Below are 18,282 nucleotides of genomic sequence, written 5' to 3'. Positions count from 1 at the left end.
AATCTGCACGCTTTTTTATGAACAAAATAATAATACTCAATTGCTAGTAGCACTATATGCTACATGTCGTTTCTCAATTCGTTCCTCAATTTCTTTCATATTTTCTTTATTATTTAATAGTGATTGTTTATTTTCAATTAATAATTGTTTAAAAGATTTTCTCACTTTTTTTCTCATTTTCATTGTCCTCCTTGGGGGATGGTTTATATAAAAGATAAGTATTTATCTGTTTGTCTTATAATAATTGATTGTTGTGAATTCCATTTGAACTTCACATGAAAATTCCGTTTATTTTCTGACAACTTTGTGAACAAAAAAAGAAAGACCGATTCATTTTACTTTTAATCGGTCTTCCGAGTATTTACAACATATTGATTAATATTTCAGGTCTTCCCCAATTCATTTCTTCACAAACGAATCGTAGTTTTTCTTCATCCATTGTGTGTAATCCTTCTTCTAGCGAACATGAAATAGGAACTTCACAATGAATTTGCGCTAATTGTAATGAAATATTTAAATTCTCTAAATCACTTTCGATCTTCGTACGTTGCGCTTTCGTTAATGATGCCACATTTTCTAGTACAGTTGCTACTGTACCATGTTCTTGAATAAGCTTATACGCTGTTTTTTCACCGATACCTTTTACACCTGGGTAATTATCGCTCGTATCTCCCATGAAAGCTTTCGCATGCACGATTTGCCACGGTTCTACACCTTTTTCTTCCATAATTTTCTCTGGTGTATAATACTCGTAATTTCCAATTCCTTTGCGCAGAAGCATAACTGTAACATTCTTATCAACAAGCTGAAGTAAATCCGTATCACCTGTTAAAATATAAACTTCCGCTTCATTACAATATTGTTTCGCAAGCGTACCGATACAATCATCCGCTTCATACCCTTTCATACCGATGACTGGCACGGATAATTTCGCAGTCATTTCTTGTACTAAATCAAATTGCGGAATTAATTCTTCAGGCGGCGCTGCACGATTCGCTTTATAATTTGAGAACGATTCTGTTCTAAATGTCGTACTACCCATATCCCAGCATGTTACGATATGAGTCGGTTCAATTGCTTGCATTGCCGTTAATAAATGTTTCATATAACCATGAATCCCGTTTGTAGGGGTACCATCTTGTCGTTTCATAAACTGCCCGTAGACACTTGTTGCATAAAAAGCACGAAATAATAGTGCCATACCATCAACTAATAATACTTTTTTCATAATTCCTCTCCTACCAAAAAAAATAATAACCCCACGTCATCACGTAAGGTTATATAAATAGATTACCATTCTACGTTTTTCAACTTTGTCTATTATACATTGTTTTTGTATATTTCGCATCATTTACACATTAAGACGTTTTACTACAACAAGTATGAAGAATCCCTGTATACGTATTTTTCCCAGTTGAAACTACTACAGCTTTTGCATTTCCACTAACAATATACGTCCCTTTGAAACATACATTTTCAAGTTCAAGTGGGTTATAGTCTTTCATTCTTTTCAAAGGAATAAATCGTTTGCGTTCAAGATGATAGCAGCTTTCAAATTTCTCAATATTCGCATCGTTTCCTGTTAGCACAGATTCATTTACTAATAAATCATTTGCATAAATAATACGTACATCTGCTGGTACTGTATCACCTTCTGAAAGGAAAATCATATCTCCAGGAACAAGCTCTTGTACTGGCAAATTCATCATTTTTAATTCACCGTTTACACCTGTTACACTAGAACATTCTACTCGAGACACAGTAATCTTCTCACATTGTAATCCATCACGCACATGTTGTTTTGAAAAACCTGGGATCATTTCACTTAGCTTCATCATCACTTCCGCAATACGAGCTCTTTTTGAAGTTAATTCATTTCGGCCGTATACTTGAATGCGTTTTTGTGCCTCTTTCATAGATAATCCGTCTCTTGTTGTTTTAAAATACGCAAATACAGATTTTACATCTCTCGTTGCGATTTCAATTAATAAATCTTTATTTTTTTGAAGCAATGTTTGTTCTTTCATTGATTTTTTACTTAATTTATATGACGTGTTACCCACAGTTTTGTTTGCATATAACATATTATCGTCTCCTCCTTTACAACATAGGAAGAAACGCTTTGTTTCTCAATTTATCCACTTTCCTGTGAAAGTGTCTAGCGCTTAAACATACATATAAACGCTACATGATGATAAATATAAAGGGAGGAACAAGTCGTTTCCTGCCTACATCATATATTTTTGATTTGAAGTATATGGGTAACGGAACCGAGTCAGAATTTGACATGCTCCTCACCTCCTCGTTTCATTTTATAGTTTATACTATGAAATTACGCATAGCTTTGTAACAAAAAGACCTTTACTCTGAAAAGAGTAAAGGCCATGACATACACAAATAAACGATTCCTAATACAATTAGAAATCTACGGACCTCTCCCTCGCCGAGTTTTAGCACTGTATAGCATAGGTACATTACCAGCTACGTTAAGAAAAACCTTAATTCGATCATTCCTGTTGACCCATTGGCGTCTCTCGACATTTTTGGGCAGTAGCATTTCTCTATACAGGAGCCTCACCTAACAGAGACTTATTTTTATTACATAGAAAATGTTACTCTTATTTAAAATAGATGTCAACACTTTGAATGGAATCTTTTCCTTATTACAACAACTCCCTCTCATATACATATTATTTCTCTTTCGACGCATCAAATGAATAAAGCACACATTTCAAAATTAGTAAAAATAAAAACCTTACGTTTAAACGTAAGGCTTTTAATAAGTTATACAACCAGCAATTACAATCCCAATTGAAAGCGATAAAAACATAAGAAAAAGACCGACCGCTTGATTATCTTCTTCAAGACTTTTATTTATATTAAAGCGTGGTGTAAGCCACTCAGCTAAATAAAAGACGATAATTTGAGCCAAAATCCCAACCGCTCCCCACGAAACCATATCAAGAAGTGAAATGGAATTAGCTGCTGTTGAATATAAAACAATAGCTAACCCAAGTAATCGCCCTCCAAGTACATAGCTTACTGCCTTATTCCCTTGGGCCATTAACTTAAATTCTTTTACTTTCGTTGTCACTTCCATCAGGAAAAGACCTATGCATAAAAGACCAAGTGTTACTGCCAAATATAATAAAAAATTAATCATATACTTCCTCCTTTTTTATACCTACTGGTAAATAGTACGATTCATTCCCCGTAATTTTTTCACCAGCACGAATACCGATACTACTTGCTTTTCCTGCAATTAAAAACGAACCAAACACATATGACAGTTTCTCCATCCCTTTCTCTGTTTCCAAAGATACGACTGGAAGTTCTGTATACTTTTGAAATATCGGCAGTGACGCTTTATACGTTTGGTGTGCATTTTGAATCATAATATTTTCGTCCTTATCACGAATGGTAATCGTGTCTCCCTCTCTACCAAATGAAGGTTTTTGAACGAAAGAACCTTTTCCTAAAAATAAATCTGGTTCTAAATATGTAGGTAACATATATTCTTTAATCCACTGCCGTTCCTCATTTGTATAAAAGACCTCTTCTTCTGCTAATCCCCAAATAAGACACTGAACTGATTTTGGCTGAAGTAAAAATGCTGACAAAGGATTGATGATAAAAAGCTTTCCGGCTTTTACAAGTTGCAACAACTCCACACCTACCAAATCTCCTGTTTCAGGATCTTGATCCTCAATTAAATCTTCTATCGGATATGTTTGGCGATATAAAACATCAATTTGCACTCCATCCCTATCCACTAAAGCATCTTTTGTAATTCTAAGTTCTGACATTGGCACTACTTTATTTTCAACATGGCATAACTGACTTAAATACATAGTCGTATTCCAATCCTCAATATGTTCATGATGCGCTGTAAAAACAACATTTGGGTTGTCTATTCCCTTTGTCGCTTCCATTACAGCTTTTGTAACACCAGAGGATAGCAATCGCTCTTGGCCTAAGTTTGGATCATCATAACCTAGCTTTTTACAAACTTCCCCATTCATTTGAAAGCATTCCATAATAAAGGTAGGTGTATCACTATTAAACTCAAGCATTTTCATTTGGTTATCGCCTGTTAAAACGAAATCAAATCGTGAAATAACAGATTCAGGATATAATCCTTTCATTCTAATGAACGATAAGCTTGCGGGGGGAAATCCAAGTTCAAGAAGCTGTTCGTCACTTAAATTACGCAAAAGTCTAGCAGTCTTAAAAAATATTTTCCCCATTCGTTCAGTTGCAACTTGTAATTGTTTCATAGTCTCATTTGTTATAGGAAAAACATGAAACAAACTATACTCACATTCATATAAATCCGACCAGAAATCCTGATATTTTGAATAAAACTCTTTTCGATCCCTTATGTATTGCGACATATGTTAGCCCCCAAATCCTCCCTTTGAACCGCTTCCAATTCCACCTTTAAATTCCGCAGACGATTGATAAGATTTAAACGCCGATGAATTTTTGAAAGTGGATTTATTTTGATAGTATCTCCCGCCATAGAAATAATGCCCACGATATCCTGAACTACTATCATCACACTGCCATACCCCAAGTTCATCATCCCAATCCCAATCTGCACAACTTTTATCATTCGGTTTTGGGGGAAGATCTTGTGCGCAGCCAAATAAGGTGCCAGTCATTAAAGACGTTACGACACCACCTACTAACCATTTCGTTTTTGTCACCTTCGCACTCCCCTTTTTAAATTCTATTCCTATTATATAGGATGGCATGATAAAGTAGAAGAAAAAGGAAGAAGAGTGATGAAATGCGCTTAGAATACCGACTTAATGATGAAACGAAAGGGTATCCAGCTTTATGGAACTATGCAAATATTTCTAATTCTGAAATCATTGCACGCATGACTTGTGAATATTTTATAAAAGATAAAAATACATATGTTGTCACTGCAACCTCAGTAGATCCAGACGGAACAGCAGTTATATATATTCAACAAGAAACTTTCTCTAACGATCCTTCAGATCCTACTTACTTCCACATCGGTTTTGAAATTAGAGAGCTAAAGGATACAAGTTCCAACTTGATTGAAAGTAAAGATGTATGGAACTATGAAGAAATTTTACCATCTCTTCATTCAGATATTATATATATTCAGCAAGACGGCAAGCATATGGAGTTTGCTTTAGATTCAAGAGAGATTGATGAAGACAGAAAGTGCTATATTTATTACGGAAACTTCACAGGTGAATCAAGATAACATGGATATATGTATACAACAAAAAAACCTTACGTATAAAACGTAAGGTTTTTATATAGCCCCACATATGCCGTTCTCTCTAGATGTCCATAAACCTGCTCTCACAGGTGGATGCTCTCACAAATGTTTGTAACTTCCTTCTTAAAAAGATGGCATGTTAGCTACATTTAAATATTGAACTTCCATATTAAACTTATTGGTTTAAGACATGCATAAGCTACGTACACCGTAGGAATTTTATATAATGTTAGTTGAAATAAGACCCCCGCACGTGCCGCTCCTCGTAAATGTCCAAAAACCCGCTACTCGCAGGTGGATGCCCTCACAGTTACCGTACATCTTCCTCCACAAGGAAGGCTTGATGATGGTCGCTAAATATTGAGCTTCCGTATAACTAACATCGGTTTTAGACATAAATAAGTTACGCACACCGCAGGATGTATTATTTACTTGTCGTTATATTATCACATTGTTTCCAATGTGTAAAATACAAAGTTTTTCGAGCAATCTCTTGCTTGTGACCTTATTTTAATACAAATTATTTTTGCATGCAAGTGATTAATCTTCTTCTTTTGCAATTTGATTTTCTGGATAAGAAATCCAATCACTCCAGCTACCTGCATACAATTTAACATTTTGGAATCCAGCTAATTTCAATGCAACGATATTTGGACATGCTGTAACACCAGAACCACAATATACAATTGTTTCCTTATCTTTCGAAAGGTTTTGGAATCGTTCTTGTTGCTGAGCTTCATTCTTAAATTGTCCTGATTGCAGCATTCCATCCTTCCAAAAATAATTTACTGCTGTTGGAATGTGTCCTGCTTTCGGATCAACAAGTTCCTCTACACCAGCATAACGTTTTGGCTCTCTAGAATCAATTAACGTAACATCTGCACCTGCATAGATATTCTCTCTCACCGTTTCCATCGTTACAAGCATATGATTTTGTACATTTGCTTTGAATGCTTTTCGTTTAGCAACAGAAATTTCTGTTGTTACCGGTAGTCCATTCTCTTTCCATGCTGGAAATCCACCATCTAATATATATACTTTCTCATGTCCTACATAGTTTAATAACCACCAAAGACGAGAAGCATTTGCACCCGCTTCACTGTCATATGTAATCACTGTCGTATGTTCATCAATACCAGCTCGCGACAGCTTGTCTGCAAACTCCTCAATATTTGGTAACGGGTGGCGACCACCATGTTCTGTTATAGGACTTGATAAATCTACATTCAAATCAAAATATAATGCATGAGGAATATGTTCCTCCTCATACTTTTCTCTACCCCAATTAGGATTCGCTAAATCAAAACGACAATCGATTATACGGACGTTCTCATCTTCTATATGCTCACGTAACCATTCGACTGTAACTAACATCTTTAACGACCTTCTTTCTCTTTCAAACGACTTACATACTCCATAACCATTTCTTTTGTAACATATTTACGCTCTAGTGTAACACCATTTTTTGCAAGAGCATTAATTTGCTTCGTTACAACATTAATGACATCAACCGAAAATTCTTTCCCATTTGACGCAAGAGATACGGCTGCTTCAATAGCTGCTTCACGCTGCGCATCTAATTGTAAACATGCTTTTACACTTTCATTTTGTTTACGAGAATGTGCTGTAATTGCTTTATGTACTTCCATCTTCTCTTCCCCCTAAATAAGTTATACGTTCTGATTTAATTCCATTGAAAGCCGAATCATATCACGGCATACAATCCCATTTTCAATAATCTCTTCTTCATAATGCTTCGAAAAGTAATCAAAATCAATAGAAAAAATACGAAATCCACATTTTTGATAGAAAGCAAGTTGTGAAACACTAGAATTGCCTGTACCAACTTCAAGTTTTGACATACCATATCCTTTAGCAGTTTCTATAGCATGACTTATTAGCTTCTTTCCAATCCCTTTTCCTTGCAAATGCTCTACAACCGCAATATTCATAATTTCCATCGTCTTCGGCCTTGTTTCCAAAATTACATATATACCGATTACATTATCCTCTTGCTTAGCTACGTATGTTAATCCTCTTTGTACATATGCACCAATTTGCTGTTCACTTGGATCAGCAAGTAGTAATAAAGACTTCGGTATAGCTTCTTTTGAAATACGTTCTATTACAACAGTCATAAAAAATTCCCCCTTCTCTATTGTTCTAAACCCTCCTTGTCTACCATAAGTAATAGAAAGGAGGGATTCACCATGGACAACAATGAGAAAAAATGCAACGTCATCTCTATTGATGGAAAGAAGAAGAAGAGCGACACGTATTCCTATCCAAAATTAGTAGTAGAAAATAAAACATATGAATTTTCTTCGTTCGTCTTATGCGGTGAAACACCAGACGGCAGACGACTCGTTCTTACTCATATGATTTCTACCGATGAATTTGCTGGATTTGTCAAATCTTTAGATACGGTACTACAAAAGAAAATCGAACGAATCTTTTTCTCATAACGACTACATCACATACATTTCTTTTTCAATCTCTACTAATTGCTTTTGCAATTGTTCTTTACTTTGTTCATATAGTGATACATCAATCGTTTCAGCCAATGCAAATAATACACTTTCATAATAATTCATCACATCTTGCTGCATCACTTTTTGGAATAAGTTCCATTTCAAATCCCACTCTTGCTTATAATGATGAACAAATAAATCTTTTTCATCAGCTACATAGTTTGATACGAGAGGTTCTAATACAGATTTAGCGTCTTCTTGCATAAAGGCTTTGTCATTCTTTTCAAAAAAGCTTTTCTCGTTTTTAAAGTGTGCCAATGCTTTTTTGAAATCTTTTATTTCAACTGAAGGAAACGGTTCTTTATGTGTAATATCTTTATATTCATATTCCACTGTTCCATTCATAGAAATTGATTCATTTTCTACTTTACAGTTCACCACAATTTCATTCTTTGCACGCTTCATCGCTTCATCTATCCATCTTTCAAGGCGTAATGATGTCGCACGCATTTCTTGTAATAAATCATGCTGAATAAATGCTACTAATTCCATAACACACTGCTGCAACTGCACTTTCACATTTCCATCCGTTCGAAGCGATGCTGGATTAATAAATTCAGTAAACACATCGTTATAGCGTAGGAATAGACGTTGTTGCACGTAATAAAGCAATTCTTTCACTTCATTTTGCATCGCCTGTTCTTCAGCAAGCACACTATATGATGAAATAATATGAAGTAGTTGATCACGCTCTGCTTCATATTTTTTCGTTTGCTTCTCTTTCTCTTCATTCCCCTGCTTTGCACCATTTATCATATTTACTAACAGCTGATCTGCCCCTTGCAATGCACCATATAAAGCATGAACAGATACGAGCATTAAATCTCTCATCATAAAGGATGTAAATGATTCCTCGAACTTAGCAATCCCAGAGTTTTGTAAAATACCGTACTTCTCTTTCTCAATATTTTTTCCTTGTTTCTCTTCAAGCGCACATAAACTTGAAATTGCAAATAAACGTGGATTTCTAATACCGTATTGTAGTAGCTGGTCTGCGATATAACCTTTTACCATTTCAAGTTCTTCTTCAGACTCTGCTAAATCGGCCGCATTAATTAAGAAGAACATTTTATCAAGAGCAAAAGTATCCTTTACACGACCAAGCTGAATTAAAAATTCACGGTCAGCACGAGAGAACACGTGATTATAATACGTGACAAACAAAATAGCATCTGCGTTTTTAATATACTGGAACGCAACGTCTGTATGGCGGGCGTTAATAGAATCCGCTCCAGGTGTATCTACAAGCGCTACTCCTTGCCTTGTTAATGCACAATCATAATAAAGCTCCATGTACTCAACAAAACAAGATTTTTCTTCATTCGCTACATAATCAGAAAACTCTTCTAATGTAACTTGTACTTTCTCACCTAAATGTACAGAAACTGTATCATACCCTTTTTGTACTGCTCGTAAAAAGCTAAATGTTGTTTTTTGCTTCCCAGTTGGTGAAGGGTATTTCATAACTTTATCAATCTGTGCTAACGCTTCATCTAACGTAGTAATCTCATAATGAAACAGCTTATAAACAGCTTTCATATCTTCTAATAAGGCTTGCTTTGATTTAAATTGAACCATTACTGTTCCGTGTGGTTTTTCCTCTGTAACTGGCAAAATTTGATTAATCGTTGCCGTCGTCGGATTTGGTGACACTGGAAGTACTTTCTCACCAAGCAATGCATTGGCAAATGATGATTTCCCAGCACTAAAAGCTCCGAATAACGCTACTGTAAATTGTTTCGTTTCCACACGGCGCCTTTTTTCTATTACCTCTTGCTGTACATGTTTTAGCGCTGGCAATGGTTCTAATATCGTTTCAGCTTTCTTCACTTTCTCTAATATACGCTGAATATTTAAAGCTGCCGTTCCTTTTATCTCTTCCTCACGAGCCGCTACGTTATCATTTACAATTTCCTGCTCTTGTAGTGTGAATTTCTCACTAACAATTTGTTTTTTACTTTGCAATATCTCTTCTATTTGCAGCCCTTCTGGTGTAGCAACACGCTCATGCCAAACATTTTGTAAATAACTTTCATATGTCTCCAAATTGTTACTGTATTGCAATTTCGTTTCTTTTGCCGTTTGCAACATCGTATATGTTTCAATCTCTTCTTCAATACGATCAACTGCTTCTTTTACCTTTTGCTTTAAAATGACTGCACTTTTATCAAAAATTTGCTGTGCTTTTGTAAAATAACGTTTCTTTAATTCATTCGCTACATCCGCTGTATAAAGAAGTAAGTAATCACCTGTGAAACCTGCACCTTGTTTAATTACTTCCGCTAACATTTCTGGTCCAAAAGCAATTTCTAAAGCATATATGTCTTTCCCAATCTCTTCTGTAAACAACCCTTCTTCTTTTAAGAAGGCAACAATAAATTCTTTCACATGAAAATCAAGTTGCGTTTCGACAGTCTTTTGCAAAGCAGCATAAAAAGCATCTAAACGTCTCTGTTTTTCTTGCTCAGTCTTTCCTTTCGCAAATAGCAAACCAACTTTAAATTTTGTTAATTTCGTTTCTAAGTACGCATTTGCCAATTCTCTCATTTCAAATGGCATTAAATACGCGTTATCTAATATAGCTTGTAAGCCTTTTATAAATTCATTTCTCATTTGAGACTCTTTATTAGCCTCGCGATGTTTCATTTCCGTTAATTCTTCTTTCTTTTCAACTATTTCTGAAATGGAAAGCGGTGATGCTAACTCTTCCTCATATTTCAAAAGAGCTTTTTCATTTTCAGAAAGAATAAACGAGAAATGTTCCCCCATTAAATATTCTGTTTCTCGCACCATTCCATCTCTTACATACTGCTCCTTTTCTTTCATAATAGAAGTAATTAACGTTTCTAGGTTTTCAATTTCATTATGTGGATGGTTCATCATTCGTAATGATGTATAATAAACTCCATCTACTTCAATATCCCAGTTAGAGAATGATTGTTTTACACTATCGCTATAATCTGCAAACGATAATTCATTTTCTTTATGTTTATCTATTTGATTTACAACGAGATAAACCGTTTTATTACGTTGTTTCAATTCTTTAACAAATTGTAAATTCACTTCCGATTGGACGTGATTATAATCCATCATATAAAAAATTACGTCTGCTAGATGCAGCGTTGATTCTGTCGCTAGTTGATGGGCATCATCTGTTGAATCAATCCCTGGTGTATCAACTAACATAACACCTTCAGGAATTGGCGCATCATTCCGATAAATATGAACACCAATTACCTCATCGCCATCTTTACAAATTTGTTTTAATTCTTCTGCTGAATATGCACCGTCATATTCGTACTGCTCTCCAGATTTAATCGTTACAACAACACGATCAAATCCCTTTTCAATTTTAACGACGTTAGCGCTTGTTGGAATTGGACTTGTCGGTAACAACTGCGCTTTATATAGATGATTCATCATCGTTGATTTCCCTGCTGAGAAGTGACCGCAGAATGCTATCATAAGCTGCTCTCGTTTATATTTTTGAATTACTTCAAACAACTTTAAACTATTCTCTGCATCGCCGTGTTTTTGCCACTCTTCATAAAAACAAACAAGCTTTTTCATACCGTTTGTCTGTACTATGTTTGTCATCCCCTTGTTCCCCTTTATCCAAGATGTATATGCTATTTGCAAGCTAATAACCAGTGAGAAATGCACCTACTCATTGATTACCTTTTCACTTTACTATCATACTAAATTTTCAGCATATTCTCATTAAAAATAAAAAATCCCTTTCATTCTTTTTACAAATGAAAGGGATTTTATGTAATATCACTCATTTTGCTGTTCCTACTCCATTTAAAACATACTTTGCAATAACTGCATATACAGCGACTGTACCTGCTACTAATGCATATACCATACTCATGCACCAACCTTTTTTGATAATGATTATCACTTTTGAATACATTTTATCATTAAAGAGAATCATTATCAACACTTTTTCATAAAGAAAGCCCCTTATAAGAAGGAGCTTCACTGCCTGTTTTGAAAAAAGGTAAAACTTGTTGTGCACTCTTATTATATCTCATCTTACATAACTTAATAGTTAAAAAAAATGGAAATCCACCCTATACCCTCCATCTTACATTTTGTATAATAAAAGGGAATTACTTAACAAGGAGGAAAATAATGACACAAAACATTTCACAAGGCGAGAGGATACACTCCATCGATATTATTAGAGGAATAGCTGTACTTGGTATTTTTCTTGTGAACTGGCCTGTTATCGCCGGGATTGACTCACGTGATATTACAGGAGTTTACGAGGGGCTAGATAGCTATATCCGTCTATTTTACGATATGTTTATTCAAACAAAGTTTTATACTATCTTTTCGTTTTTATTCGGCCTAGGATTTTACATTTTTATGACTCGTGCTGAAGCGAAAACAGATCGACCAAAAACTTTATTTGTTCGTCGCTTACTTATTTTATTATTATTTGGTTTCTTACATTACGTTCTTTTATGGGACGGAGACATTTTACATACTTATGCAATTACCGGGTTTTTCTTATTTTTATTTTACAAAAGAAAGCCACGTACTATTTTAATATGGTCAATTGTACTATTAAGTTTCATGCAATTGTTCACATTATTAGGTTCTCTTGTCATGTTAATCGTGCCAGTAGAGGAATTAGGCCTTGCCACAGCAATTATGCCGTTAGAAAACTGGGGCTTACAAATCACAGACCGATTCTATTCTTTCTACTCTGAAGCAATAAGTAACAGTCTTATTATGCTTCCTGAAACACTAGGATTGTTTTTACTCGGATTATATGCCGGTAAAAAAGATATTTTCCGCCGTGCGAAAGAATTAGATCCAAAACTAAAGAAATGGCAAATTATTATGTTTGTTTTAACATTACCGATGTGGTTTATTATGGTTTACTTCTTTATGAACAATCAACCATACACACCATTTTCACTTATGGGTATTACGATGATAAGCGGAAAGACATTATTCATATTCTACATTTTCACACTCATGCGTTTATTACAAAAAGAAAAATGGCAAAAGATATTACGTCCGTTCCAGTACGTTGGTCGAATGGCATTAACAAATTATATCTCGCATACAATTGTTACGTTGCTTGTATTCGGAATATTGTTCAAAAATGATTATCTTGCTCCATTATGGGTAGGACCACTATTTTGCATCGGTTTCTACACGCTGCAAATCTTTATTAGCCGCTGGTGGCTGTCACGTTACCAATACGGGCCACTTGAGTATATATGGCGCCTTGGTACGTACGGAAAGATGATGCCACTTAAAAAGAAAAGCAAGGTCTCATAGTGAGACCTTGCTTTTTTATGCTTCTCTTACCGCACTTTGTATCGGAACTGGTTCATCCTTTACTTTCACTTTACGCTGTGGCACCATATTAAATACGATATTTAAAAGGACTGCTGACGCACTTCCAAGTACGATTCCGTTATCTGTTAAAATACGAATACTTTCTGGAAGTTGTGAGAATAATGTAGGAACGACAGTAACTCCTAGTCCGATTCCGACAGAACATGCAACGATTAATAAGTTTTCTTGTCTTCCAAAATCAACACTGCTTAACATTTTAATACCATATGCCATTACCATACCGAACATCGCTAACATCGCACCGCCAAGTACCGATTTCGGAATAATTGTTGTAATGGCTGCGATTTTTGGAATGAATCCAAGAGCGATTAACATACCACCACAAGTGTAAATAATCACGCGATTTCTTACTCCAGTTAATTGAACAAGCCCTACGTTTTGAGAGTATGTTGTATACGGAAAGGCGTTGAAAATACCACCTAACACCATCGCTAATCCTTCTGCACGATACCCTTTTGTTAATTCTTTTTCACCAATCTTTTTATTGCAAATATCAGATAATGCAAAGTAAACACCTGTTGCTTCTACAATCCCTACGCAAGCAACGAGAATCATCGTAATAATTGGCGTTAATTCAAACGTTGGTGTACCGAAATAAAATGGCTGGATACCATGGAACCAATCCGCTTCTCCAACCGCTTGCAAGCTTACTTTCCCCATAAATGCTGCAACGATTGTACCAAACAATAGACCTAGTAAAATAGAGATTGAACGAATAAATCCGTCAAAGAAACGATACATAATGATAATAAATAGTAACACACCAAATGCTAATGCTAAATTTTCAAGACTACCGAAATCCTTACTTCCTACTCCTCCAGCCATATCATTAATTGCTGCTGGAACAAGTGTAACTCCAATTACGGTAACGACAGATCCTGTTACAACAGGTGGAAACAGCTTTACAAGCTTTCCAAATAATTTCGCAAAAATAACAACGAATAACCCCGCAGCAATAATTGCTCCATAAATAGAAGACACGCCGTATTGTTTTCCGATTGCAATCATCGGCCCAACGGCTGTAAATGTACAACCTAGTACAACTGGGAGCCCAATACCGAAAAAGCGATTTGATAATGCTTGTAAAATTGTCGCAACGCCGCACATTAATAAATCAATTGAGACTAAATATGTTAACTCTTTTTGATTTAAACCTAGGCCGCCGCCGACAATAAGCGGAACGATAATTGCGCCAGCATACATAGCAAGCATATGCTGCATACCAAGCGATGCGATTTTAATTGGATGTTGCTTCATCGTTTATTTCACCTCCGCAGTTTCTTGCTGTACAAATGTAACTGCGTTATTATCAAGTGATGCAATTTCTGCTAGTGACTCAACACGAATTCCTTGTTCACGAAGCTTCTTTCCTCCATCTTGAAATGCTTTTTCAATAACAATACCAAGTCCAGCAATACTTGCTCCAGCTTGCTCAACTAAACTCATTAAACCTAAAGCAGCCTGACCGTTCGCTAAAAAGTCATCAATAATTAAAACGCGATCACTTTCATCGATATGATTTCGAGATAATGAAATTTCATTCGTCTCTTGTTTTGTAAATGAATATACGCTTGCAACATACATATTATCTTGTAACGTTAACGATTTACGCTTTCTAGCAAAGATTACTTTTACACCAAGCTCTAATGCAGCCATAACTGCTGGTGCAATACCTGAAGATTCAATCGTCACGATTTTTGTAATGTTCTCTTCTTTAAAACGTTTAGCAAATTCTTTTCCGATTTCTTGCATAAGTAATGGATCAATTTGATGATTTAAAAATGCATCTACCTTTAATACATCACCAGATAAAACCTTTCCTTCGTTCAAAATCTTTTCTTGTAATACTTTCATGTTTGTTCCCCCTCTTATGCAATAAAAAAACTCCAAAAGCCGCCACCACTCGTTACAAGTGAGAGACGCGCTTTTGGAGTTTCGCAAAAAAGAATGCTAAACAAGCAAATATATTCGTCCTCACTCATAGTCAAAGTATTTACGGTACTTCGGTAGAAACTTGCAGGCCATATCCCCGCGATTATATGAGTGTAGCTAACTATTTATTTTATAGAAGGATTATAACGCACTTTTTATACTTTGAAAAGCTTTTATTCATAAAACACGTACAAATTTTATAAAAACATCATTTTCGTTCGAGTTTTGTAAACTCTTTCATTCCCAATTATAACTTCGTTAAAATGATTGGTCCATCTTCTGTAATCGCAATTGTATGCTCATATTGAGCTGATAATTTCCCGTCCATCGTTCTCGCGGTCCATCCATTTAAATCTACTTTCGAATATCGCATACCTACATTGACAATTGGCTCAATTGTAATTACCATTCCTTCTTGTAACTCAGGCCCTTGTCCTTGCTTCCCAAAATGAAAAATTGCTGGTTCTTCATGAATTTCTTTACCGATTCCATGTCCCGTAAAGTCTCTTGCGACAGAAAAACCTTCAGCAGCTACATAACTTTCAATCGCATAACCAATATCTCCTACATGATTACCGATTATCGCCTGCTCAATGCCTTTATACAAAGCATTCTCAGCTACTAGTAATAACTTTTCTGCTTCATCAGAAACTTTTCCAATTCTATACGTCCAAGCAGAATCTGAAAGACCACCATTTAAGTTTACTACCATGTCAATTGTTACAATATCACCCTCAGTCAAAGGAACATCGGCCGGAAATGCATGACACATTTCATCGTTTACAGATGCACATATCGCATATGGATATCCGTTGTACCCTTTCTGCTCAGACGTTGCACCATGTTTTTCTAAATACGCTTCCACAAACGTATTAATTTCTTTTGTTGTAATACCTGGTTTCATTATCTTCGCAATTTCTCTATGACATGAAGCAAGTAACTTTCCAGATTCATGCATTAAATCTATTTCATTTTTCGTTTTAATTGTAATCATGCTGTCTCTCCTTACTAAACTTGCTATTTACCATTAAACTTCAATCATACACATCCTCTTCCAAAATTACAAAACTTCCAATTACAAATAGTAAGATTTATTTCTGCATAAAAAAACAGAAGGAGATTCTTCTGTTTTTTTAATCATTTTCACATATATAATTCATTTTCAAAAATTCAAAATAACTACCATTCGTCTTCTGTATAAACGTTCCAACTGCTTCAAACCCTGCCCTTTTATACACTTTAATCGCTCTTTTATTAAATGTAGCTACTGATAGTGTTATATAATTACATCCATATTTTTCTTTACTAAAAGCTAGTATAGCATTTATGAACTGTAAACCAAATCCATTCCCAGTTATATTAGGTCTCATTCCAAGACCTATATCAACCGTCCCATCAGTTATTTTACAAACAGTAAAATAACCAATGAGAGTGCCATTTTCCTTCACAGAAAATGTATGATCCCCTCTACTCTCATCATGTAAAAATTCAGCTAAATCTTCTTCATCTGCCTCTATATCGTAAAAGGAATATTTCCCTTCATAATGCCAGTTGTATGCAATTTCTTCTGCTTCTTCTTGCGTCATTACTGTATAAGTATACTCCATTTTTCTATCCCCTTAAAAAAAAGAGCTGCAAGTAAGCAGCCCTTTTTTATAACTCGTAAATCTCTCTATACTTCGCTTCTAAATAATCTGCTAAGTAATTTGCATTCAATCCTTCACCTGTTACATCTTCTAAAATTTCAAGTGGCTTTTTCGTTTTACCGTATTGGTGAATGTTTTCTGTTAACCATTCACGAATTGGCGTTACGTTTCCTTCTTCTAATAATGCATCAAAATTCGGAATGTCTTTTACCATTCTTTGCTTAAATTGCGCTGCATACATATAACCAAGCGCATAAGATGGGAAGTATCCAAATGAACCACCAGCCCAGTGAACATCTTGTAATACGCCTTGTGCATCGTTAGCCGGACGAATTCCTAAATATGCTTCCATTTTATCGTTCCAAGCCGCTGGTAAATCCTTCACTTGTAATGTGCCATCAAATAACTCTTTCTCAAGTTCATAACGAACCATAACGTGAAGCGGATATGTAAGCTCATCTGCTTCTATGCGAATAAATGAAGGCTTCGATTCATTTATTGCATCATAAAACTCATCTACTGATATATCATTGAATTGACCATCGCTATACTCTTTTAATAAATCATAATTTTTCTTCCAGAATGATTTATTACGACCGATAAAGTTCTCAAAGAATAATGATTGTGACTCATGAATACCCATAGATGTTCCACTACATAGCGGTGTACCTTCAAATTTCTCTGCAATATTTTGTTCATATACAGCATGACCACATTCATGAATTGTGCCAAACACAGCCATACGGAAATCTTTTTCGTCATAGCGTGTCGTAATACGAACATCCCCTCTATTTAATGTGATCTCAAATGGATGTACCGTTTCATCAAGACGACCTGCTTCAAAGTCATAATTTAATTGCTTTAATAGCTCTAATGTAAAGTTTTTTTGTTTTTCTTTTGAAAAATGTTCTGATAAAGCACTTGTCTTTAATCTCTTTTGCGAATCCGATATTTCTTTTACGAGCGGTACGATACGCTCACGAAGTTGACCAAATACGTGGTCTAACACTTCTACCGTAATGCCCGGCTCATACATATCTAATAATGTATTATATTTATATGTTTCATAACCCCAATATGTAATAAATTTCTTTTTAAATTCAACGATTTTTTCTAAATACGGACGGAACATTTCGAAATCAGATTTTTCGCGAGCTTCTTCCCACACACTTTCTGCTTTCGCTTCTAATTTCACATACGCTTCATATTCCGCTTGTGGAATTTTCTTATTTCTATCATATTCTTTACGGCACTCTTCTACCATTTTCTTCGTCGTTTCAGAAAGCTTGTCTTCACGTATTAAATCTTCAAGCTCTGTTAAATAATTTCCCATTTCATCTGAAGTCGACATAGCAAACACTTCTGATGAAAGCATGCCAATTACTTCTGAACGCTGGTCTACACCTTTTTTAGGCGCCCCTGTTCTCAAGTCCCAAAACATTAAGCTTAATGCTTCTCCGTAATTTTGTATCTTCTTCACATATGTTAAAAATTGTTTTTCTACTTCATATGTAGCTACTGTCATTATATA

Annotated in this window: 18 protein-coding genes, 2 other RNA genes and 2 riboswitches; of the genes, 3 read left to right on the top strand and 17 right to left on the bottom strand. The window is 35.3% G+C overall.

All coding sequences use genetic code 11. The features are described from left to right. Positions 1-36: 36 nt before the first annotated feature. From MR147_RS00640 to MR147_RS00615, 6 genes are all read right to left on the bottom strand, one after another. Entirely contained in the window at positions 37-177 is a 141-nt protein-coding gene (locus tag MR147_RS00640; RefSeq protein ID WP_001228046.1) for an FbpB family small basic protein, read from the bottom strand. Positions 178-361: 184 nt separating this feature from the next. After that, a complete protein-coding gene (locus MR147_RS00635; protein WP_074610195.1) occupies positions 362-1,228 on the bottom strand; it encodes a 5'-3' exonuclease in 867 nt (288 codons plus the stop codon). Between the two features lie 130 nt (positions 1,229-1,358). Continuing rightward, the gene (locus MR147_RS00630) at positions 1,359-2,084 is read right to left on the bottom strand and encodes a P-type ATPase actuator domain-containing protein (protein WP_074610194.1); all 726 of its coding nucleotides are present in this window, start codon (positions 2,082-2,084) and stop codon (positions 1,359-1,361) included. 343 nt (positions 2,085-2,427) lie between these two features. After that, a riboswitch (M-box (ykoK) riboswitch) is annotated at positions 2,428-2,593 on the bottom strand. A gap of 183 nt (positions 2,594-2,776) precedes the next feature. Further along, positions 2,777-3,163 (bottom strand): DUF350 domain-containing protein, encoded by a 387-nt coding sequence (locus MR147_RS00625; protein ID WP_000606860.1) that lies wholly within the window; start codon positions 3,161-3,163, stop codon positions 2,777-2,779. After that, positions 3,156-4,394, bottom strand: coding sequence for a glutathionylspermidine synthase family protein (locus MR147_RS00620; RefSeq protein ID WP_074610192.1), 1,239 nt, complete (start codon positions 4,392-4,394; stop codon positions 3,156-3,158). The genes MR147_RS00625 and MR147_RS00620 overlap by 8 nt, the downstream gene beginning before the upstream one ends. Before the next feature lie 3 nt (positions 4,395-4,397). Continuing rightward, positions 4,398-4,709 carry a hypothetical protein gene (locus MR147_RS00615; RefSeq protein ID WP_000169020.1) on the bottom strand — a complete coding sequence of 104 codons (312 nt, stop codon included), beginning with the start codon at positions 4,707-4,709 and terminating at the stop codon, positions 4,398-4,400. A gap of 83 nt (positions 4,710-4,792) precedes the next feature. On the opposite strand from MR147_RS00615, the gene MR147_RS00610 reads away from it, so the two are divergent. After that, the gene (locus MR147_RS00610) at positions 4,793-5,242 is read left to right on the top strand and encodes a hypothetical protein (protein ID WP_074610189.1); all 450 of its coding nucleotides are present in this window, start codon (positions 4,793-4,795) and stop codon (positions 5,240-5,242) included. Between the two features lie 54 nt (positions 5,243-5,296). On the opposite strand, the gene ssrS (MR147_RS00605) is transcribed toward MR147_RS00610, so the two are convergent. From ssrS (MR147_RS00605) to MR147_RS00585, 5 genes are all read right to left on the bottom strand, one after another. Then, a non-coding RNA gene (gene ssrS, locus MR147_RS00605) (6S RNA) lies at positions 5,297-5,480 on the bottom strand. Between the two features lie 21 nt (positions 5,481-5,501). Beyond that, positions 5,502-5,684, bottom strand: a non-coding RNA gene (gene ssrS / locus MR147_RS00600) — 6S RNA. Positions 5,685-5,800: 116 nt separating this feature from the next. After that, positions 5,801-6,634 carry a sulfurtransferase gene (locus MR147_RS00595; RefSeq protein WP_074610187.1) on the bottom strand — a complete coding sequence of 278 codons (834 nt, stop codon included), beginning with the start codon at positions 6,632-6,634 and terminating at the stop codon, positions 5,801-5,803. Between the two features lie 2 nt (positions 6,635-6,636). Further along, positions 6,637-6,909, bottom strand: a complete 273-nt coding sequence (locus tag MR147_RS00590; protein ID WP_000451811.1) for a YpbS family protein — start codon at positions 6,907-6,909, stop codon at positions 6,637-6,639. Positions 6,910-6,930: 21 nt separating this feature from the next. Next, positions 6,931-7,398: a GNAT family N-acetyltransferase gene (locus MR147_RS00585; RefSeq protein ID WP_074610185.1), complete on the bottom strand. Its 468-nt coding sequence runs from the start codon at positions 7,396-7,398 to the stop codon at positions 6,931-6,933. Between the two features lie 72 nt (positions 7,399-7,470). Here MR147_RS00585 and MR147_RS00580 point away from each other — a divergent pair, with 72 nt between their 5' ends. Further along, complete coding sequence (locus tag MR147_RS00580; protein WP_000369740.1) at positions 7,471-7,725, top strand: DUF3931 domain-containing protein; 255 nt, start codon at positions 7,471-7,473, stop codon at positions 7,723-7,725. A gap of 3 nt (positions 7,726-7,728) precedes the next feature. Here the strand turns inward: MR147_RS00580 and MR147_RS00575 are convergent, their stop codons facing one another. Then, entirely contained in the window at positions 7,729-11,388 is a 3,660-nt protein-coding gene (locus tag MR147_RS00575; RefSeq protein ID WP_074610183.1) for a dynamin family protein, read from the bottom strand. Between the two features lie 540 nt (positions 11,389-11,928). Here MR147_RS00575 and MR147_RS00570 point away from each other — a divergent pair. Then, positions 11,929-13,092, top strand: a complete 1,164-nt coding sequence (locus tag MR147_RS00570; protein WP_074610180.1) for a DUF418 domain-containing protein — start codon at positions 11,929-11,931, stop codon at positions 13,090-13,092. Between the two features lie 15 nt (positions 13,093-13,107). Here MR147_RS00570 and pbuX read toward each other — a convergent pair whose 3' ends face one another. The 5 genes from pbuX to ypwA form a co-directional block, all read right to left on the bottom strand. Continuing rightward, entirely contained in the window at positions 13,108-14,430 is a 1,323-nt protein-coding gene (gene pbuX, locus MR147_RS00565; RefSeq protein ID WP_074610178.1) for a xanthine permease PbuX, read from the bottom strand. Positions 14,431-14,433: 3 nt separating this feature from the next. Beyond that, on the bottom strand, positions 14,434-15,027 hold the full coding sequence (locus MR147_RS00560) for a xanthine phosphoribosyltransferase (RefSeq protein ID WP_074610175.1): 594 nt from the start codon (positions 15,025-15,027) through the stop codon (positions 14,434-14,436). A gap of 107 nt (positions 15,028-15,134) precedes the next feature. Beyond that, positions 15,135-15,236: riboswitch (purine riboswitch) on the bottom strand. A 116-nt stretch (positions 15,237-15,352) separates the two neighbouring features. Then, a complete protein-coding gene (locus MR147_RS00555) occupies positions 15,353-16,099 on the bottom strand; it encodes a type I methionyl aminopeptidase (protein ID WP_000628426.1) in 747 nt (248 codons plus the stop codon). A 139-nt stretch (positions 16,100-16,238) separates the two neighbouring features. After that, positions 16,239-16,712: a GNAT family N-acetyltransferase gene (locus tag MR147_RS00550; RefSeq protein WP_074610173.1), complete on the bottom strand. Its 474-nt coding sequence runs from the start codon at positions 16,710-16,712 to the stop codon at positions 16,239-16,241. A gap of 46 nt (positions 16,713-16,758) precedes the next feature. Then, entirely contained in the window at positions 16,759-18,276 is a 1,518-nt protein-coding gene (ypwA, locus tag MR147_RS00545; RefSeq protein WP_074610170.1) for a carboxypeptidase, read from the bottom strand. Positions 18,277-18,282 lie beyond the last annotated feature (6 nt).

This window comes from Bacillus cereus group sp. BfR-BA-01350 (assembly GCF_022663775.1).
In the GTDB taxonomy this organism is placed as follows: Bacteria; Bacillota; Bacilli; order Bacillales; family Bacillaceae_G; genus Bacillus_A; species Bacillus_A paranthracis.
Note: the sequence above shows the minus strand (reverse complement) of the source record. Positions and strands in the feature narration are given on the sequence as shown.

What these genes read in the sequence shown, in the direction of transcription:
- MR147_RS00640 (WP_001228046.1), bottom strand. Translation starts at nt 177, where the DNA reads ATGAGAAAAAAAGTGAGAAAATCTTTTAAACAATTATTAATTGAAAAT.
- MR147_RS00635 (WP_074610195.1), bottom strand. Translation starts at nt 1,228, where the DNA reads ATGAAAAAAGTATTATTAGTTGATGGTATGGCACTATTATTTCGTGCT.
- MR147_RS00630 (WP_074610194.1), bottom strand. Translation starts at nt 2,084, where the DNA reads ATGTTATATGCAAACAAAACTGTGGGTAACACGTCATATAAATTAAGT.
- MR147_RS00625 (WP_000606860.1), bottom strand. Translation starts at nt 3,163, where the DNA reads ATGATTAATTTTTTATTATATTTGGCAGTAACACTTGGTCTTTTATGC.
- MR147_RS00620 (WP_074610192.1), bottom strand. Translation starts at nt 4,394, where the DNA reads ATGTCGCAATACATAAGGGATCGAAAAGAGTTTTATTCAAAATATCAG.
- MR147_RS00610 (WP_074610189.1), top strand. Translation starts at nt 4,793, where the DNA reads ATGCGCTTAGAATACCGACTTAATGATGAAACGAAAGGGTATCCAGCT.
- MR147_RS00595 (WP_074610187.1), bottom strand. Translation starts at nt 6,634, where the DNA reads ATGTTAGTTACAGTCGAATGGTTACGTGAGCATATAGAAGATGAGAAC.
- MR147_RS00590 (WP_000451811.1), bottom strand. Translation starts at nt 6,909, where the DNA reads ATGGAAGTACATAAAGCAATTACAGCACATTCTCGTAAACAAAATGAA.
- MR147_RS00585 (WP_074610185.1), bottom strand. Translation starts at nt 7,398, where the DNA reads ATGACTGTTGTAATAGAACGTATTTCAAAAGAAGCTATACCGAAGTCT.
- MR147_RS00580 (WP_000369740.1), top strand. Translation starts at nt 7,471, where the DNA reads ATGGACAACAATGAGAAAAAATGCAACGTCATCTCTATTGATGGAAAG.
- MR147_RS00575 (WP_074610183.1), bottom strand. Translation starts at nt 11,388, where the DNA reads ATGACAAACATAGTACAGACAAACGGTATGAAAAAGCTTGTTTGTTTT.
- MR147_RS00570 (WP_074610180.1), top strand. Translation starts at nt 11,929, where the DNA reads ATGACACAAAACATTTCACAAGGCGAGAGGATACACTCCATCGATATT.
- pbuX (WP_074610178.1), bottom strand. Translation starts at nt 14,430, where the DNA reads ATGAAGCAACATCCAATTAAAATCGCATCGCTTGGTATGCAGCATATG.
- MR147_RS00560 (WP_074610175.1), bottom strand. Translation starts at nt 15,027, where the DNA reads ATGAAAGTATTACAAGAAAAGATTTTGAACGAAGGAAAGGTTTTATCT.
- MR147_RS00555 (WP_000628426.1), bottom strand. Translation starts at nt 16,099, where the DNA reads ATGATTACAATTAAAACGAAAAATGAAATAGATTTAATGCATGAATCT.
- MR147_RS00550 (WP_074610173.1), bottom strand. Translation starts at nt 16,712, where the DNA reads ATGGAGTATACTTATACAGTAATGACGCAAGAAGAAGCAGAAGAAATT.
- ypwA (WP_074610170.1), bottom strand. Translation starts at nt 18,276, where the DNA reads ATGACAGTAGCTACATATGAAGTAGAAAAACAATTTTTAACATATGTG.